This window comes from Microbacterium sp. SLBN-111, assembly GCF_049739645.1.
Taxonomy (GTDB): domain Bacteria; phylum Actinomycetota; class Actinomycetes; order Actinomycetales; family Microbacteriaceae; genus Microbacterium.
Genome location: NZ_JBMGQH010000001.1, coordinates 1,316,923 through 1,332,185 on the forward strand (window position 1 = coordinate 1,316,923; position 15,263 = coordinate 1,332,185).

Sequence of the window (15,263 nt, forward strand, 5' to 3'; positions counted from 1 at the left end):
GGGGCGGGGGTCACCTTGTGGGGGTGACGTTCGTCATGGGTGTTACGGGCTGGGCGAGGCGGGCGGCTGCGCGCACCGGGAGGTCGAGAGGAGGTCGACGACGACTCCCTCGTCGCGTGTGAGCAACGAGACGTCGACAGTGCTGTTGGCGTAGCCGGTGGCGATGAAGCTGACCGCCGGGTAGCTCAGCTCGAGGCGTGTCTCCTCGACGAGGAAGTCCTCACCGAGGGCTTCGGGGAGTCTGTCGACGAACGCCTGACCGTCGAAGCCCTCCGGCGTCTCGATGGTCCACTGACCCGTGTAGAAGACCCCGTCTCCCGAGCATCCGAACGGCTTGTCGGAGGGATTCTTGTCAACCTTGAGGCCGGCCGGGAGTTCGTCGACGACGCGCTGCAACGCAGACTGCGACTCTCCGCGCACCGTTTCGTAGGTCGGCAGTGGGGTCGGTGCGCAGCCGGCGAGGGCGAGCGCGGCCGTCGCGAGGAGTGCGAGCGCGGGTCGGGTGGCCTTCACTCGCTTCGGGGCGGTCGGGCGATTCTTCGGGCAGTGATCGAGGCGGGGCATCAGGAACTCCGTGCTGGCGTGGGGGTGTCGTCGTAGTAGTCGAACGCGTTGCCAGGCACGCACGTGCCGCCAACACTGATCGTGTTAGCCGGGAGACGTGCTGAACGAGATCGCGTCGACGGACCCGCCCTCACCGAAAACGCGAGGAACCGGGTCGCTGACTACTCGAGCGTCGATGCCCACGGAGGCCCAGTAGTCCGCGACACGTTGAGCGTCCGCGGCGGGATCGGATCCCTTGGTTACCGCGTATCCGCCGTGGTTGAAGGCGACTCCTTCCTCGCCATCGATCTCGCACTGCTGCGGCAGGGGCACGTCGTCTCGGTCGAGAACCCAATCCGACGCACCCGAGGCTGCGATTGTCGCTTGAAGGATCTCGAGCGTCTGCTCGCGAGCTTGTTCCGGTGTCATTGCGGCTTCGTTCGGGGCTGAACAGCTCGTCAAGACCAGTGCGCCGACCATTGCGAATGTGACGACCGATTCACGAATCACGGTGACCTTTCGCCTCCCCCACTGGCCTCGCGACGCCCCCGAACCGGCCGTGTGATCGACCCGGCGAGGTCGCCGCCGCGAGTGACACAGACTATGCGGTTCGGATACTCAGCCCGCCGGGGTGGCTGCCGGGGACTGGTCGTAGTAGTCGTACGGATTGCCGGGCACGCAGACGCCGCCCAAGCTGATCGCGTAGGTGGGTGCCGTTGCGAAAGAGATGGCCTTGACCGGTCCTCCGCTGCCGAAGACCGCGGGGACGGGGTTCGATTCGATGCGCGATTCGATACCCAGCGAGGTCCAGTAGTCCGCGACACGGTGAACGTCTGCAGCGGGGTCGGCCCCAAGATTCGTCGTGAAAGCGCCGTGTGCGAACGAAACGCCGTCCTGATTGTCGACCCGGCATTCCTGCGGGGCGGCGAAACCTTCTCGTTCCAGAGTCCAATCTCCTCCTCCCGCGGCCTCGATCGTGCCATTCAGGATCGTCAGCGTCTGATCGCGTGCGTCTTCCGGACTCATGGCGGCCTCCTTTGGTGAGCAGCCCGAGAGGGCGAGCACGGTCGCCACAACGAGGGGCAGGACGATTCGCCCGATCATCGGCGACGTCAGGCCGGCTTCGACGCGCGGATCGTGTAGCTCAGCGGCATGACCGACGGCTGTTCGGTCAGCGCCCACTCGCCGTCCGGACGCTGGGTCATGCGCCCGGGAAGCGCCTCCCACGCCGCGCTGTCGTGCTCGATGAGCGCGTCGAGCCGCAGCCCGCGATCGAGCAGCGCCGTGACGATCTCGCCGAGGCCGCGGTTCCACTCGTACGTCCGGGTGGACTGGAGGGGCGCCGACACCTCGACGTAGGTGCTGTCGTCATCCCATTCGAGCGGCGCGGGCTGCTCGAAGTACGGGAACGCCAGCGTGAGTCCCGGGAGCGTCTCGTTCATCGACCACAGGATCGGATGCCCCTCGCGGATGTGCAACGTGCCGCCGGGAGCCAGCAGATCCGCGACCACACCGGCCCATTCCGTGATCGACGGCAGCCAGCACAGCGCCCCGATGCCCGTGTAGACGAGGTCGAACGCGCCTGTCGGGAGGACGTCGAGGGCGTGCGCGACGTCCGATTGGACGAAATCGACGGCATCTCCGGTCTCGGCCACGAGACGCCGGGCTTCCGCGACGGCGTTCTCCGAGAAGTCCAGACCCGTCACCCGGGCGCCGAGGCGCGCGAGCGACAGCGTGTCGGTGCCGATGTGGCACTGCAGGTGCACGGCCCGCTTGCCGGTGAGGTCGCCGAGCAGCGGCTGGTCGAAGCGCACGACGTCGCTCAGCACGGCGCGGTCCTCCACGTAGCGCAGCACGCCGTAGCCCGACCCGTCGCGGGCGGCGTGCAGGGTGGCGCGCTCGTTCCAGTTGGCGCGGTTCGCATCGAGGTACTCGGTGGTCATGGCATCCCTTCCGACGGCACAGCCTTGCGACGATACACACGTGGATGCCAGGGCGCCAGGCCGCGCCTTTGGATCGAGGGGCCGTCGTGACCGCGCGTGACGAGGGCCTGTGCCGGTGTCGGAGGCCCGGGTTAGCCTGACGGGCATGTCGGGCAGTGTGTACGTGATCCATGAGAACCCCCAGTGGCTTCCGCCGTTCCAGGCGGCCTTCGAGGCGGAGGGGGTGCCGCTCGAGGAGTGGCTGCTGACCGACGGGTCCATCGATCTCTCCGTCGAGCCGCCGGAGGGCGTGTTCTGGTCGCGGCTGAGTGCGTCCGCGCACACGCGTGACCACGCGGCGAGCAAGGAGTACGGCCGTGCCGTGCTGCGCTGGCTCGCGTCGTGGGGCCGAACGGTCGTGAACGGCGCCGACATCCTCGAGCTCGAGGTCAGCAAGGTGGCGCAGCACGCCGCGCTCCGGCACGCGGGCATCGAGGTTCCGCGCACGACGGCCGTGTTCGGCACCGCGCAGCTCGCGGCGAAGGCCGAGGAGTTCGAGGCGCCCTTCATCAGCAAGCACAACCAGGGCGGCAAGGGCCTGGGCGTACGCCGGTGGGAGTCGCACGCCGAGTTCGCGGCGTGGGTCGACAGCCCCGACTTCGAGCCCTCACCCGACGGCATCAGCCTGCTGCAGGAGCTGCTGGTCGCCCGATCGCCGTTCATCACGCGCGCCGAGTTCGTCGGGGGCGAGTTCGTCTACGCCGTCCGGGTCGACACGAGCGCGGGCAGCTTCGAGCTGTGCCCGGCCGAGGCGTGCGCGATCCCCGGTGCCGACGGCGTGGAGCCCGAGCCCCTGTTCCGTCTCCGCGACGACGTCGATCCTGCGCTCATCGACCGGTACCTCGCGTTTCTCGCGGCCGAGGGCATCGGCGTCGCCGGCATCGAGTTCATCGAGACCCGTGACGGCCGCGTCGTCACCTACGACGTGAACACCAACACGAACTACAACCCCGACGTCGAGGCATCCGCTCCCCGTTCCGGTCCGCGCGAGATCGCGCGCTGGCTCGGTGCCCTGCTGCCGCACGAGGCGGTGGGTGTGCGTGGCTGAACCCCATCGCGACTGGGACGGCTTCGGGTTCGCGACCCGACAGGTGCACGCCGGCGAGGTCGAAGACCTCACGCACGGCTCGCGTGTGACGCCCGTGCACCTCTCGGCGGCGTATCGGTTCGCGTCGTTCCAGGAGGCGACCGATCGCTTCGCCGGCACCGACCTGGGGCACCTGTACTCGCGCAACCTCAACCCAACGAACCAGGTCGCCGAGGCGCGCCTCGCGTCGCTCGAGGGGGGAACGGGTGCGCTCGTCGTCGGGTCGGGGCAGGCCGCGATCACCACGACGCTGCTCGGCCTCGCGGGCGCGGGCGAGCACATCGTGTCGACCGCGAGCATCTACAGCGGCACGCGGGTGCTGTTCGGCCGCACGTTCGCGCGCCTCGGCGTCACCGTGGAGTACGTCTGGGACCCCGAGGACGACGCCGAGTGGGACGCCCTGATCCGCCCCGAGACGAAGGCGATCTTCACCGAGACGCTCCCGAACCCGAAGAACGACGTCGTCGACATCTCGCACGTCGCACGGATCGCCGCGCGCCACGGCCTGCCGGTCGTCGTCGACAACACGATCGCGACGCCGTACCTGCTGCGTCCCCTCGAGCAGGGTGCGCACATCGTCGTGCACTCCGCGACGAAGTTCCTGTCGGGTCACGGCGCCAACCTCGCCGGTGCCGTCGTCGACGGTGGCACGTTCGACTGGGCCGGGTCATCGCGACCGTATCCGGGTATCACCGAGACCCCCGCCGCGGGATACCCGTCGTTCGTCGAGGCCTTCGGCCCCCGGGCCTTCGAGCTGTACCTGCGGTTCGGCATCGCCAACGACACCGGACCCGCGCTGTCGCCGCTGAACGGCTTCCTGCTGCAGCAAGGCATGGAGACGCTGTCGGTGCGGATGCGTCAGCACCTGGCATCCGCTCGCGAGATCGCGGAGTGGCTCGACGGCCACGAGCTCGTCGAGAGCGTCGACTTCGCGGGGCTCCCGTCGCACCCGCAGCACGCGCTCGCCGTGCGCGACTACGGCGGACTCACCGGCTCGGTGTTCTCGTTCACCGTGCGCGGTGGCCGCGAGGGCGCCGAGCGCTTCTTCGACGCGCTGCGCCTGTTCAGCCGCATGACCAACATCGGCGACACGCGCTCGATGGCGCTGCACCCCGCCACCACGACGCACCTCGGGTTCACGCAGGAAATCCGCGACCGCCTCGGCATCCACGACGGGCTCATCCGCCTGTCGATCGGACTCGAGGATGCCGGCGACCTCATCGCCGACCTCGAGCAGGCGCTCCGCGCGGCGGCGTAGGGCGCGGGGCCGCGCGGCGGGCGCGGGCGGGCTTCGCGCGACCGGCGCGGGCGCGGGGCCGCGCGGCGGGCGGAGTGGCGACGCGGCGCTTCGGCGCTTCGTCGCTCCGGCGTTGAGTGTCCAGGACACGCGGATGCCGTGGCATCCGGTCCGCGTGTCTTGGACACTGAACCTGCAGATGCGGCACCGATGGCAGCCGAACCCCCGGGAGTCACCCGGCTCAGGCGTCGCGCAGCGCCTCGAGCCGGCGCACGCGCGGGATGACCTCGGCGGCGAAACGCTGCAGCTCGGGCAGGTGCGGCGAGAACTGCAGCAGCAGCGTCGAGACGCCGACGTTCGCGAAGGCGACGATGCGCTCGGCGACCTGGTCGGGTGTGCCGACGAGGTTCGGGCGCAGGCCCCGGTTCGAGACCGAGTACTCCTTGAGGTCGACCTGGGTGTCGAGCTTCGACTTGCTCACGAACTCCTGGTACGAGCCGTAGGCCGCTCCCCCGCGCACGTCGGTGATGCGGTCCACCTCGGCCTGGGCCTCTTCCTCGGTGTCGCGCACGATCCCGTACGCGGCCATGCCGAACGCCTCGAACGGCGCGGCGCCGGCTTCCGCGCGGCGGCGTCGCATGTCGGCGACCTTCACCTCGAGCTCGCCGAGGGTGCCGCCGTGCGTGAGGTACGCGTCGGCGAAGCGCGTGATTGCGGTGCGTCCGGCCTCGCTCTCGCCGCCCGCGTACAGGCGCGGGATCACGCGCGGCTTCGGCTCGAGGAACGTGCCCTCGGTGCGGTAGTACTCCCCCGCGTAGGCGAAGGGCGTCTCCGTCCACAGTCCGCGGAGCACCTCGACCCACTCGATCGTGCGCGCGTAGCGGTCGTCGTGCGCGCTGAACAGGCCGTCGTACTGCTTCGCCTCCTCGGCCCACCACGCCGACACCACGTTGAGGGTGAACCGCCCTTCGCTGATCTCGTCGATCGTGGCCGCCTGCTTCGCCGTGTGGAACGGGTTGTGGAACCCCGGCCGCACGGCCGCGAGCAGTTCGAGCTTCGAGGTCAAAGCGGCGAGCCCCGCGGTCACCGCCCACGCATCGAGCGACGGCGCCTCGACGCCCTTGATGTCGTTGAGGTTCAGCTCGGGGATGAGCGTGAGGTCGAAGCCACCCTCCTCGGCCGCTCGCGCGATCTCCGCGATGTGCGCGAACGACACCGGCGTCTGCTCGTCATCGACGTTGCGGAGCCATCCGCCGAAGATCGGGGTCCAGTAGCCGAAACGCACGCGCTGGGGGGAGGTCATGGCATCCATCCTCACCCGGCCCGACGGCGTGTGTCGTCACGCGGGGACACGGGCCGTCACACGCCGTTGACCCCCGTCGGAGGGGGTGCAACCGTAGCCGGGTTCCGATCCCCGAGGAGACCCCCATGACCGACATCGCCCCCACGCACGAGCTCCTGAAGTTCGCCTACTGGGTCCCCAATGTCAGCGGGGGCCTGGTGATCAGCTCGATCGAGCAGCGCACCGACTGGGGCCTCGACTACAACGTCGAACTCGCCCGCACGGCCGAACGCGTCGGCTTCGAGTACGCGCTGAGCCAGGTGCGGTACGCCTCGAGCTACGGCGCCGCGCAGCAGCACGAGTCGACGTCGATCAGCCTCGCGCTGCTCCTGGCCACCGAGAAGTTGAACGTGATCTCGGCCATCCACCCCGGGATCTGGCATCCGGCCGTCCTGGCGAAGTTCATCAACACCGCCGACCAGTTCTCGCACGGCCGCGCCGCCGTGAACGTCGTCAGCGGCTGGTTCAAGGACGAGTACACCGACCTCGGCCTCGAATGGCTCGAGCACGACGAGCGCTACGAGCGCGCGGCCGAGTTCATCCAGGTCCTGCGGGGACTCTGGACCCAGGAGAAGTTCTCGTTCCACGGCAAGTACTACGACATCACCGATTTCACGCTGCGCCCGTTCCCCTATGACGTGCCGGGTCGCGCCCACCCCGACATCTTCCAGGGCGGCAACTCCACGGCGGCGCGGTTCAACGGCGGCGCTTACGCCGACTGGTACTTCTCGAACGGCAAGGACTTCGACGGCTTCACCGAGCAGTACGACGACGTGAGCCGGATCGCGGCCGAACACGGTCGCCGCACGCGCTTCGGCCTGAACGGCTTCGTCATCCAGCGCGACAGCCGCGCGGAGGCCGAGGAGCAGCTCCGCGAGATCATCGCGCATGCCGACGGCGGTGCCGTCGAAGGCTTCCGCAAGAGCGTGCAGGAGGCGGGGAACTCCACCGCCGACAAGAAGGGCATGTGGGCCGACTCGACGTTCGACGACCTGGTGCAGTACAACGACGGGTTCCGTACGCAGCTGTTCGGTGATGCCGAGCAGATCGCGGAGCGCATCATCGAGTACAAGAAGCGCGGTGTCGACCTCTTCCTCCTCGGGTTCCTGCACTTCCAGGAGGAACTCGAGCGGTTCGGCGAGACGGTGATCCCGATCGTGCGCGACCTCGAGGCGGACCTCGCCCGCACCGGCGATCCGATCGGCGTCGCCCGGCGCTGAGGTTCACGTCGACGAACCCGATCGAGTGTCCAAGACACGCGGATGCCGCCAGGCCCGGTCCGCGTGTCTTGGACACTGAACGGCCGGGGAGGGCCGGCCGCCGCGCGCTGACCCGCCGTTCGGAAGCCGAGTGTCCAGGACACGCCGCATCTGCACCGCGCCATGCGGCGTGTCTTGGACGCATCGACCGATGCGGCGCCCGTCAGACCGGCCTGGATCCCCGCCGCCCAGAACCCGATTGAGTGTCCAGGACACGCGGATGCCGCCAGGCCCGGTCCGCGTGTCTTGGACACTGAACGGGGTGCCGCGCGCTGAACCCGCCACCTGACCGCGGCGCGAAGCTGCGGGAAGCCGTCTATGCCCCGTCGAGCATGGACTGCGCGGCGGCGGTCTGGGCGCGGAGCGCGTCGGCCAGGGCCGCGACGGCGGGGATCCGCAGCGAATCCGCGCGCACGATCATCCAGTACGAGAGCCTCTCCGCCACAACGGACGGCAGGAGTCGGACCAGATCCGGATGCCGGTCGGCGGCGAAGCACGGAAGCATTCCGATTCCGGCACCTACGCGTGTCGCCTCCACGTGCACGAACACGTTGGTCGACGTCACGCCGTCGCGCATGCGCGGCACGAGCCGCCGCGGAAGGTCGAGCGCCTCCACCTGCAGCATCGAGTCGACGAAGTACACGAGCCGGTGCTGCTCGAGCTCGGCCAGGTCGCGGGGCGTCCCCTCGCGTTCGAGATACGCCCGGGAGGCGTACATGCCGAGCGTGTAGGTGCCGAGACGCGTCGCGGTCCCGCGCGACGACTGCGGCTCCCCCACCACGACCTCGAGGTCCAAGCCCGGCCGGTGCAGCGCGGCCCTCCGCTGCGTGGCTACGATCTCGACGGTCAGCTCGGGATGCCGCTGACGCAGGGCCGCGATCGCGGGAGCCGCGACGTAGGCGCTGAATCCGTCGGTCGCCGACATCCGCACGACGCCCGAGACGGGATCCGGCTCCTCTCCCCCGCCCGACAGCCGCGACATCGCGGCCTCGATGCGTCCGGCTGTCTCGACCGCGTGCTTTCCGAGCGCCGTCAGCTCCCACCCGCGGCCCGAGGCGGCGACGACCCGGCCGCCGAGCGCGTCCTCGAGCGCCGCGATGCGCCGGGCGACGGTGGTGTGGTCGACGCCGCGGACCTGCGCGGCGGCGGTGTAGCGACCCGTGCGGGCGACCGCGAGCAGCATCAAGAGGTCGTCGGCGCGGACGTTCGTGGCATCCATGTGTGCAATTCTGCACACCGGGTCGGCAGCACTGGGCATTGCCGCAAAACCCGACGCCGCGCAGACTCATCCCCGGATGTCACCGTCGACACCGAAGGAGCAGCATGGAATCCCCCGCCGCCGCGCAACGCAGCGCCTCCCCCGAAATCTCGACCAGCAAGATCCGTCGCGTCGTCGCCGCCTCCATGGCCGGCACGGTCGTCGAGTGGTACGAGTTCTTCCTCTACGCCACCGCCGCGAGCCTCGTCTTCGGCACGTACTTCTTCCCGTCGTCGGGCTCACCGCTCGACGGCATCATCGCCGCCTTCGTCACGTACGCGGTCGGCTTCGTCGCCCGCCCGCTCGGCGGCATCGTCTTCGGGCAGATCGGCGACCGGTTCGGCCGCAAGCCGACGCTGCAGGCGACGATCATCATCGTCGGCGCCGCCACCTTCCTGATGGGATGCCTCCCCGGCTTCGCGACCGTCGGGTACTGGGCGCCCGCGATGCTCGTCGCGCTGCGCTTCATCCAGGGCTTCGCGGTCGGCGGTGAGTGGGGCGGTGCCGTCCTGCTGGTCGCCGAGCAGAGCCCGAACCGCTCGCGCGCGTTCTGGGCGAGCTGGCCGCAGGCCGCGGTTCCGGTCGGCAACCTGCTGGCGACGACGGTCCTGCTGATTATGTCGTTCGCCCTCTCCCCCGCCGCGTTCCTCGACTGGGGCTGGCGCGTCGCGTTCTGGCTCTCGGCCGTGATCGTGCTGGTCGGCTTCTACATCCGCACGCACGTCGAGGAGGCGCCGATCTTCCTCGAGGCGAAGAAGCAGGTCGAGCAGGAGAAGGCGACGTCGTTCGGTGTCGTCGAGGTGCTGCGCCGGTACCCGAAGGGCGTCATCCAGGCGATGGGCGTGCGCTTCGCGGAGAACATCGTCTACTACATCGTCGTGAGCTTCTCGATCGTCTACCTGAAGGTCGTGCACTCGTACGACACGAGCCAACTGCTCCTCGCGCTGCTGATCGCGCACGTCATCCATTTCGCCGTGATCCCCCCGATCGGGCGCCTCGCCGACCGCATCGGCCGCAAGCCCGTGTACCTCACCGGCGCGATCCTCAGCGCGGCCTGGGCGTTCTTCGCCTTCCCGATGTTCGACACGCTGAACCCCGTCGTCATCGTGGCCGCCGTGGCGCTCGGACTCGTGTTCCACGCCGGCATGTACGCGCCGCAGCCGGCGGTCATGGCCGAGCTGTTCCCGACCCGCATGCGCTACTCGGGCGTCTCGCTCGGCGCCCAGGTCACCGCGATCCTCGCCGGTTCGCTCGCGCCGATCCTCGCGACGCAGTGGCTCAAGGACACCGGGTCGTGGCTGCCGATCGCTCTGTACATCGTGGCGGCCTGCGTGCTGACCGCCATCGCCGTACTGTCACTGAAAGAGACGCGGGGCATCTCGCTGCGCGACATCGACGCCGCGGACGCCCAGCTCGCCGCGCGGGGAAAGTAGGACACATGAGCATCGACCTCAGCGGGCGTCGCGCCCTCGTCACCGGCGGTGCCAGCGGCATCGGAGCGGCGATCGCGCGCGCGTTCGCCGAGGCCGGCGCCACCGTCACGGTCGCCGATCTCAACGCCGAGGGTGCTGAAGCCCTCGCCGCCGAGATCGGCGGCCGCGCGTGGGCCGTCGACCTGTCGGACACCGCGGCCCTGGCCGATCTGAGCCTCGACGTCGACATCCTCGTCAACAACGCCGGCATCCAGCACGTGAGCCCGATCGAGGACTTCGCCCCCGAGCGCTTCTCGTTCATGCTGCGGCTCATGCTCGAGGCCCCGTTCCTCCTCATTCGCGCGGCCCTCCCCGGGATGTACGAGCGCGGCTTCGGCCGGGTGCTGAACGTGTCGAGCGTGCACGGTATACGCGCATCGGAATACAAGTCCGCGTACGTCACCGCCAAGCACGGCCTGGAGGGACTCTCCAAGACCACGGCCCTCGAGGGCGCACGCCACGGCGTCACGAGCGTGTGCATCGACCCCGGATACGTGCGGTCGCCGCTCGTCGAGAAGCAGCTCGCGGACCAGGCGCGGGCACATGGCATCCCGGAGTCCGAGGTGCTCGAGACGGTCTTGCTGAAGGATGCCGCGATCAAGCGGCTCGTCGAGCCGTCCGAGGTCGCGTCACTCGCGCTGTGGTTGGCCGGACCGGATGCCGCGATGGTCACCGGCACGAGCTACGTGATGGACGGCGGCTGGTCGGCGCACTGACGTGGAGGGTGGGCGCCCGCGCGGACGCCCACCCGCACGGTCAATCGAACACGCGCGGCCCGCGGATCACCGCATCGGCACCGCCGTCGACGAACACCACCTGGCCCGTCATATGCGCGTTCGGTGCGTCCGTGAGCCAGGCCAGCACCTCGGCGATCGCCTCGGGGCGAGCCGGTCCGGCCAGGGGCATCGGCACGACCTGCATGAGCGCGTCGCGTCCCTCAGGGGTGGCCAGCAGGGGTTCGGTCATTGGCGTGAGGATGATGCCCGGTCCGACCGCGTTGAGCGGGATTCCGGATGCCGCCCACTCGGGCGTCACCGCCCGTTCGCGCACCCACTCGGCGATCGCGCGCTTCGTCGACGGGTAGATGAGATCGCCCAGGCCTTCGGAAGCGAGCCGATCGGCGCGCGCGATCGCGGCATCCTCGTCGCCCGAGCGGAGCAGCGACACCAGTTCGGCGTCGTTCTGCTGGAGGGCGGAGAAGGAGGCGACCACCGCGGCGCGCGGTGCGGGAGACTTTCGCAGCAGCGGTAGGAGCTCCTCGAGGGTCGCGATCGCGCCGAAGTAGTTGACGCGTGCCGTGAGAGACGTGGGAAGAGCCACACCCGCGACGGCGATGACGCCGTCGATGGTGTCGCCGGTCGCGGCGCGGACCGCGTCGGCCAACGATCCGCGGCCCGCCCCGGTCGAGAGGTCGGCGTCGACGTCGCTGCCGCGCAGGTCGACTCCCACGACGCGGTGCCCGCGGGACCGCAGGAGAGCGGTGGTGGCCGCGCCGATCCCGGATCCGGCACCGGTGACGACGTACGTGCGGGGCGTCGTGCCCGCGGATGCCGTGGTCACGGGACGAGCGCGAACTCGGCGACCATGGACTCGGGGACCGCGTAGCCCTCGAGGTCGCGAATACGGTCGATGTGGGCGGCGACGTCGTCGGCGGTGGCGACCGGTTCGTCGTGCGGGACGTGCCACCCCGGTGCGACGCCCATGAACACGCGGGCGTATCGGCCCCGCGCGATCGAGTACAGCTCGCGCGTCGCGGTGTTCTGCTCGCTGGCGAGGTAGGCGACCATCGCCGTGATCATCTCGGGCTCGCCGTGCGCGGGGGTCGTCGGCATCCCGACGAACTGTTCGGGGTTCATGTCGGCCGCCATGCGGCTGTTCGCGGCGGGGAGGATGGTGTTGACCAGGATGCCGTGGGGCTTGCCCTCGAGCGCGACGACGTTCGCCAGGCCGAAGACGGCTCCCTTCGCGGCGGCGTAGTTCGCCTGCTGGATCGAGCCGAAGAGGCCGGCCGCCGACGACGTGAACACGATGCGTCCGTAGCCGTTGTCCCGCATGACCTCGAACGCCGGCTGCGTGACGTTGAAGGCGCCCTTGACGTGGACGGCGAGCAGCGACTCCACGGACTCCGGCGTGAGATCCGTGAAGGGTGCGTTGCGGATGTTCCCCGCGTTGTTGACGAGGATGTCCACCCCGCCGAAGGCGTCGAGCGCGGTCTCGACGATCCCTCGTCCCCCCTCGGGCGTGGCGACCGAGTCGTAGTTGGCGACTGCCTCGCCGCCGGCGGCCCGGATCTCGGCGACCACGTCGTCGGCCATCGCGGTGCCGCCGTTCGCGCCGGTGATGTCTCCGCCGAGGTCGTTGATGACCACCTTGGCGCCTCGTCGAGCGAGTTCGAGCGCGTGGGCCTTCCCCAGTCCTCCGCCGGCACCGGTGACGATGGCCACTCTGCCGACGAACGAGATTTCGGACATGTTGTTCTCCTTCGAAACTGAGCGATCCGCTCGTGGCACAGTCTGCCACTTTGCGTATATGTGCCACCAGAGAGAACGGCATACTTGGCCCATGCCCGAGAGCCGTGTTCCCCCCGTCTCGACGCTGCGCGCGCGGCGCCGCGTCGAGACGATGGCCCTCATCGAAGCCGCCGCCGCCGACCTCTTCGAGGCTCAGGGTTACGAGCAGACGACCGTGGAGCAGATCGCCGACCGCGCGGGAATCTCGATGCGCACGTTCTACCGGCACTGCGCGAGCAAGGACGGCACGCTGGTGGGGGAGCTGGCCGACGGTCCCGCCACGTTCATCCGTCACCTCGCCGCGCACTTGCCGGGGCCACTGCTCGCGGCCGTGGTCGACGGGTTCGTGGAGTCGATCGCCGTGGAGCCCGAGATGCGCCGGCGACTGACCCGCATCATCGTGCAGACGCCGGCGCTGCGCGCGTCCTGGCTCGCAGCGGGCCGCCAGGCGCAGGACGACCTCGTCGAGCTGTTCCAACGCGAGCGGCCCGATCTGGGCGCGCTCGCCGTGCGCGGGTTGGCCGCCGCGACGATCGCGGCCTTGACCGTGGCCGTGGAATCCTGGGCGATCGGCGAGTCCCCGTCGGCCCGCGAGGCCGCCGCGGAGGCGCTGAGCACGATCGCGCCGGCGCTCGCCCGACCGATGCCCTGAAGCCACGCGGAGGCGTGGAGCCCGATCGCGCCGGCGCTGACCCACCCGTTGCGTTGAGCGTCCCGGGAGCGCTTTCGCCCGGAACATCTCCGACGCGGCATCCGGGGAACCGGAGAATGTTCGAGGTTTCGTTATCGTAAAAAGACAGGCCAATAGTTGGTGTGTGGCCTGCCGACGACAAAGATGTCCGAAGGACTGCGGCACTTGTCGCGATCGACACTTCACAGCAGAGGTAACTCCATGACACTGCACAACAGTGGTCGAGGCCGTCTCGGCCTCGCTCTCGGCGCCGTCGGCGTCTCGGCTCTCGTCCTGGCGGGCTGCTCCGCCGGTGGGGGAGACAACGGCTCGGACAGCGGCTCGACCGACCCGCTCGTCATCGGCACGACGGACAAGATCAGCTCGATCGACCCGGCCGGCTCGTACGACAACGGTTCGTTCGCCGTGATGACCCAGGTCTACCCGTTCCTCCTTAACAGCCAGTACGGCACGTCGGAGGTCACCCCCGACATCGCCGAGTCGGCCGAGTTCACCTCGCCGACCGAGTACACGGTCAAGCTCAAGTCGGGACTGAAGTTCGCGAACGGCCACGACCTCACGTCGTCCGACGTGAAGTTCTCGTTCGACCGCCAGGTCAAGATCGCCGACCCCAACGGCCCGTCGTCGCTGCTCGGCAACCTCGACAGCGTCTCGACGCCCGACGACACCACCGTCGTCTTCACGCTGAAGAACGGCAACGACCAGGTCTGGCCGCAGATCCTGTCGAGCCCGGCCGCGCCGATCGTCGATGAAGAGGTCTTCTCCGCCGACGCCGTCACGCCGGACGACACCATCGTCCAGGGCAAGGCCTTCGCCGGTCAGTACACGATCGACTCGTACAAGCTGAACGAGCTCATCTCGTACAAGCCCTACGCCGACTACCAGGGCTCGCTGCCGAAGCCGGAGAACGGCGGCATCTCGGCCAAGTACTACGCCGACGCCTCGAACCTGAAGCTGGACGTGCAGTCGGGCGCGATCGACGTCGCGTACCGCAGCCTGAGCGCGACCGACATCGACGACCTGTCGAAGAACGACGCGGTCAAGGTCGTCGACGGCCCCGGCGGCGAGATCCGCTACATCGTCTTCAACTTCGACACCATGCCCTTCGGCGCGAAGACCCCCGAGGCCGACGCGGCCAAGTCGCTCGCCGTCCGTCAGGCCGCGGCCGACCTCATCGACCGCCAGGCGATCGCGACCGACGTCTACAAGGACACCTACTCGCCGCTCTACTCCTACGTTCCGCAGGGTCTCGCGGGCGCCAACGAGGCACTCAAGGGTCTGTACGGCGACGGGAACGGCGCTCCGGATGCCGCGAAGGCCAAGGCCACGCTCGCCGCGGCCGGCATCACGACGCCCGTCACGCTGAACCTGCAGTACAACGGCGACCACTACGGCCCCTCGTCGGGTGACGAGTACGCCGCGGTCAAGGCGCAGCTCGAGAAGGACGGCCTGTTCACCGTCAACCTCGCGCAGACCGAGTGGGTGCAGTACACCAAGGACCGCGTCGCCGACGTGTACCCCGCCTACCAGCTCGGCTGGTTCCCGGACTACTCGGATGCCGACAACTACCTGACCCCGTTCTTCTCGCTGGACAACTTCCTCGGCAACCACTACGACAACGCCGACGTCCAGAAGATGATCGTCGACCAGGCGACGCAGACCGACAAGGCCACGCGCGAGGACGAGATCGGCAAGATCCAGGACGCGGTCGCGGCCGACCTCTCGACCCTCCCGCTGCTCCAGGGCAAGCAGGTCGCGATCGTCGGCTCGAGCGTGAAGGGCGCCGTCCTCGACGGTTCCTTCAAGTTCCGCTACGCCCCGCTGAACAAGTAATCGACGCCGGGTGCCCGGTCCCTCGCGGGGCCGGGCACCCGCTGCGTTC

The 15,263-nt window shown here is 69.3% G+C and carries 15 protein-coding genes; 7 read left to right on the top strand and 8 right to left on the bottom strand.

The window, feature by feature from the left end:
- Positions 1-42: 42 nt before the first annotated feature.
- From RKD05_RS06175 to RKD05_RS06190, 4 genes are all read right to left on the bottom strand, one after another.
- A complete protein-coding gene (locus RKD05_RS06175; protein ID WP_424708735.1) occupies positions 43-564 on the bottom strand; it encodes a hypothetical protein in 522 nt (173 codons plus the stop codon).
- A gap of 84 nt (positions 565-648) precedes the next feature.
- Positions 649-972 carry a hypothetical protein gene (locus RKD05_RS06180; protein ID WP_424708737.1) on the bottom strand — a complete coding sequence of 108 codons (324 nt, stop codon included), beginning with the start codon at positions 970-972 and terminating at the stop codon, positions 649-651.
- A gap of 189 nt (positions 973-1,161) precedes the next feature.
- Positions 1,162-1,569, bottom strand: coding sequence for a hypothetical protein (locus tag RKD05_RS06185; protein ID WP_424708738.1), 408 nt, complete (start codon positions 1,567-1,569; stop codon positions 1,162-1,164).
- Between the two features lie 86 nt (positions 1,570-1,655).
- Positions 1,656-2,486 carry a class I SAM-dependent methyltransferase gene (locus tag RKD05_RS06190; protein ID WP_424708740.1) on the bottom strand — a complete coding sequence of 277 codons (831 nt, stop codon included), beginning with the start codon at positions 2,484-2,486 and terminating at the stop codon, positions 1,656-1,658.
- Between the two features lie 145 nt (positions 2,487-2,631).
- Here RKD05_RS06190 and RKD05_RS06195 point away from each other — a divergent pair, with 145 nt between their 5' ends.
- Both RKD05_RS06195 and RKD05_RS06200 read left to right on the top strand, forming a co-directional pair.
- Complete coding sequence (locus tag RKD05_RS06195; protein ID WP_424708741.1) at positions 2,632-3,573, top strand: ATP-grasp domain-containing protein; 942 nt, start codon at positions 2,632-2,634, stop codon at positions 3,571-3,573.
- Entirely contained in the window at positions 3,566-4,870 is a 1,305-nt protein-coding gene (locus RKD05_RS06200) for an O-acetylhomoserine aminocarboxypropyltransferase/cysteine synthase family protein (RefSeq protein ID WP_424708743.1), read from the top strand. Before RKD05_RS06195 ends, RKD05_RS06200 begins: the two co-directional genes overlap by 8 nt.
- A 220-nt stretch (positions 4,871-5,090) precedes the next feature.
- On the opposite strand, the gene RKD05_RS06205 is transcribed toward RKD05_RS06200, so the two are convergent.
- Positions 5,091-6,152 carry an LLM class flavin-dependent oxidoreductase gene (locus tag RKD05_RS06205; protein WP_424708745.1) on the bottom strand — a complete coding sequence of 354 codons (1,062 nt, stop codon included), beginning with the start codon at positions 6,150-6,152 and terminating at the stop codon, positions 5,091-5,093.
- Positions 6,153-6,277: 125 nt separating this feature from the next.
- Here RKD05_RS06205 and sfnG point away from each other — a divergent pair, with 125 nt between their 5' ends.
- On the top strand, positions 6,278-7,411 hold the full coding sequence (sfnG, locus tag RKD05_RS06210) for a dimethylsulfone monooxygenase SfnG (RefSeq protein WP_424708747.1): 1,134 nt from the start codon (positions 6,278-6,280) through the stop codon (positions 7,409-7,411).
- A 355-nt stretch (positions 7,412-7,766) separates the two neighbouring features.
- Here the strand turns inward: sfnG and RKD05_RS06215 are convergent, their stop codons facing one another.
- Entirely contained in the window at positions 7,767-8,669 is a 903-nt protein-coding gene (locus tag RKD05_RS06215; RefSeq protein WP_424708749.1) for a LysR family transcriptional regulator, read from the bottom strand.
- A gap of 104 nt (positions 8,670-8,773) precedes the next feature.
- On the opposite strand from RKD05_RS06215, the gene RKD05_RS06220 reads away from it, so the two are divergent.
- Together RKD05_RS06220 and RKD05_RS06225 are read left to right on the top strand one after the other, a co-directional pair.
- Positions 8,774-10,141 (top strand): MFS transporter, encoded by a 1,368-nt coding sequence (locus RKD05_RS06220; RefSeq protein WP_424708750.1) that lies wholly within the window; start codon positions 8,774-8,776, stop codon positions 10,139-10,141.
- 5 nt (positions 10,142-10,146) lie between these two features.
- Positions 10,147-10,896 (top strand): 3-hydroxybutyrate dehydrogenase, encoded by a 750-nt coding sequence (locus RKD05_RS06225; RefSeq protein ID WP_022879863.1) that lies wholly within the window; start codon positions 10,147-10,149, stop codon positions 10,894-10,896.
- A gap of 40 nt (positions 10,897-10,936) precedes the next feature.
- On the opposite strand, the gene RKD05_RS06230 is transcribed toward RKD05_RS06225, so the two are convergent.
- On the bottom strand, positions 10,937-11,740 hold the full coding sequence (locus RKD05_RS06230; protein ID WP_424708751.1) for an SDR family oxidoreductase: 804 nt from the start codon (positions 11,738-11,740) through the stop codon (positions 10,937-10,939).
- Complete coding sequence (locus tag RKD05_RS06235) at positions 11,737-12,651, bottom strand: SDR family NAD(P)-dependent oxidoreductase (protein WP_424708752.1); 915 nt, start codon at positions 12,649-12,651, stop codon at positions 11,737-11,739. Before RKD05_RS06235 ends, RKD05_RS06230 begins: the two co-directional genes overlap by 4 nt.
- A gap of 91 nt (positions 12,652-12,742) precedes the next feature.
- On the opposite strand from RKD05_RS06235, the gene RKD05_RS06240 reads away from it, so the two are divergent.
- Together RKD05_RS06240 and RKD05_RS06245 are read left to right on the top strand one after the other, a co-directional pair.
- The gene (locus RKD05_RS06240; protein ID WP_424708754.1) at positions 12,743-13,342 is read left to right on the top strand and encodes a TetR/AcrR family transcriptional regulator; all 600 of its coding nucleotides are present in this window, start codon (positions 12,743-12,745) and stop codon (positions 13,340-13,342) included.
- A gap of 240 nt (positions 13,343-13,582) precedes the next feature.
- A complete protein-coding gene (locus tag RKD05_RS06245; RefSeq protein ID WP_424708755.1) occupies positions 13,583-15,214 on the top strand; it encodes an ABC transporter substrate-binding protein in 1,632 nt (543 codons plus the stop codon).
- Positions 15,215-15,263 lie beyond the last annotated feature (49 nt).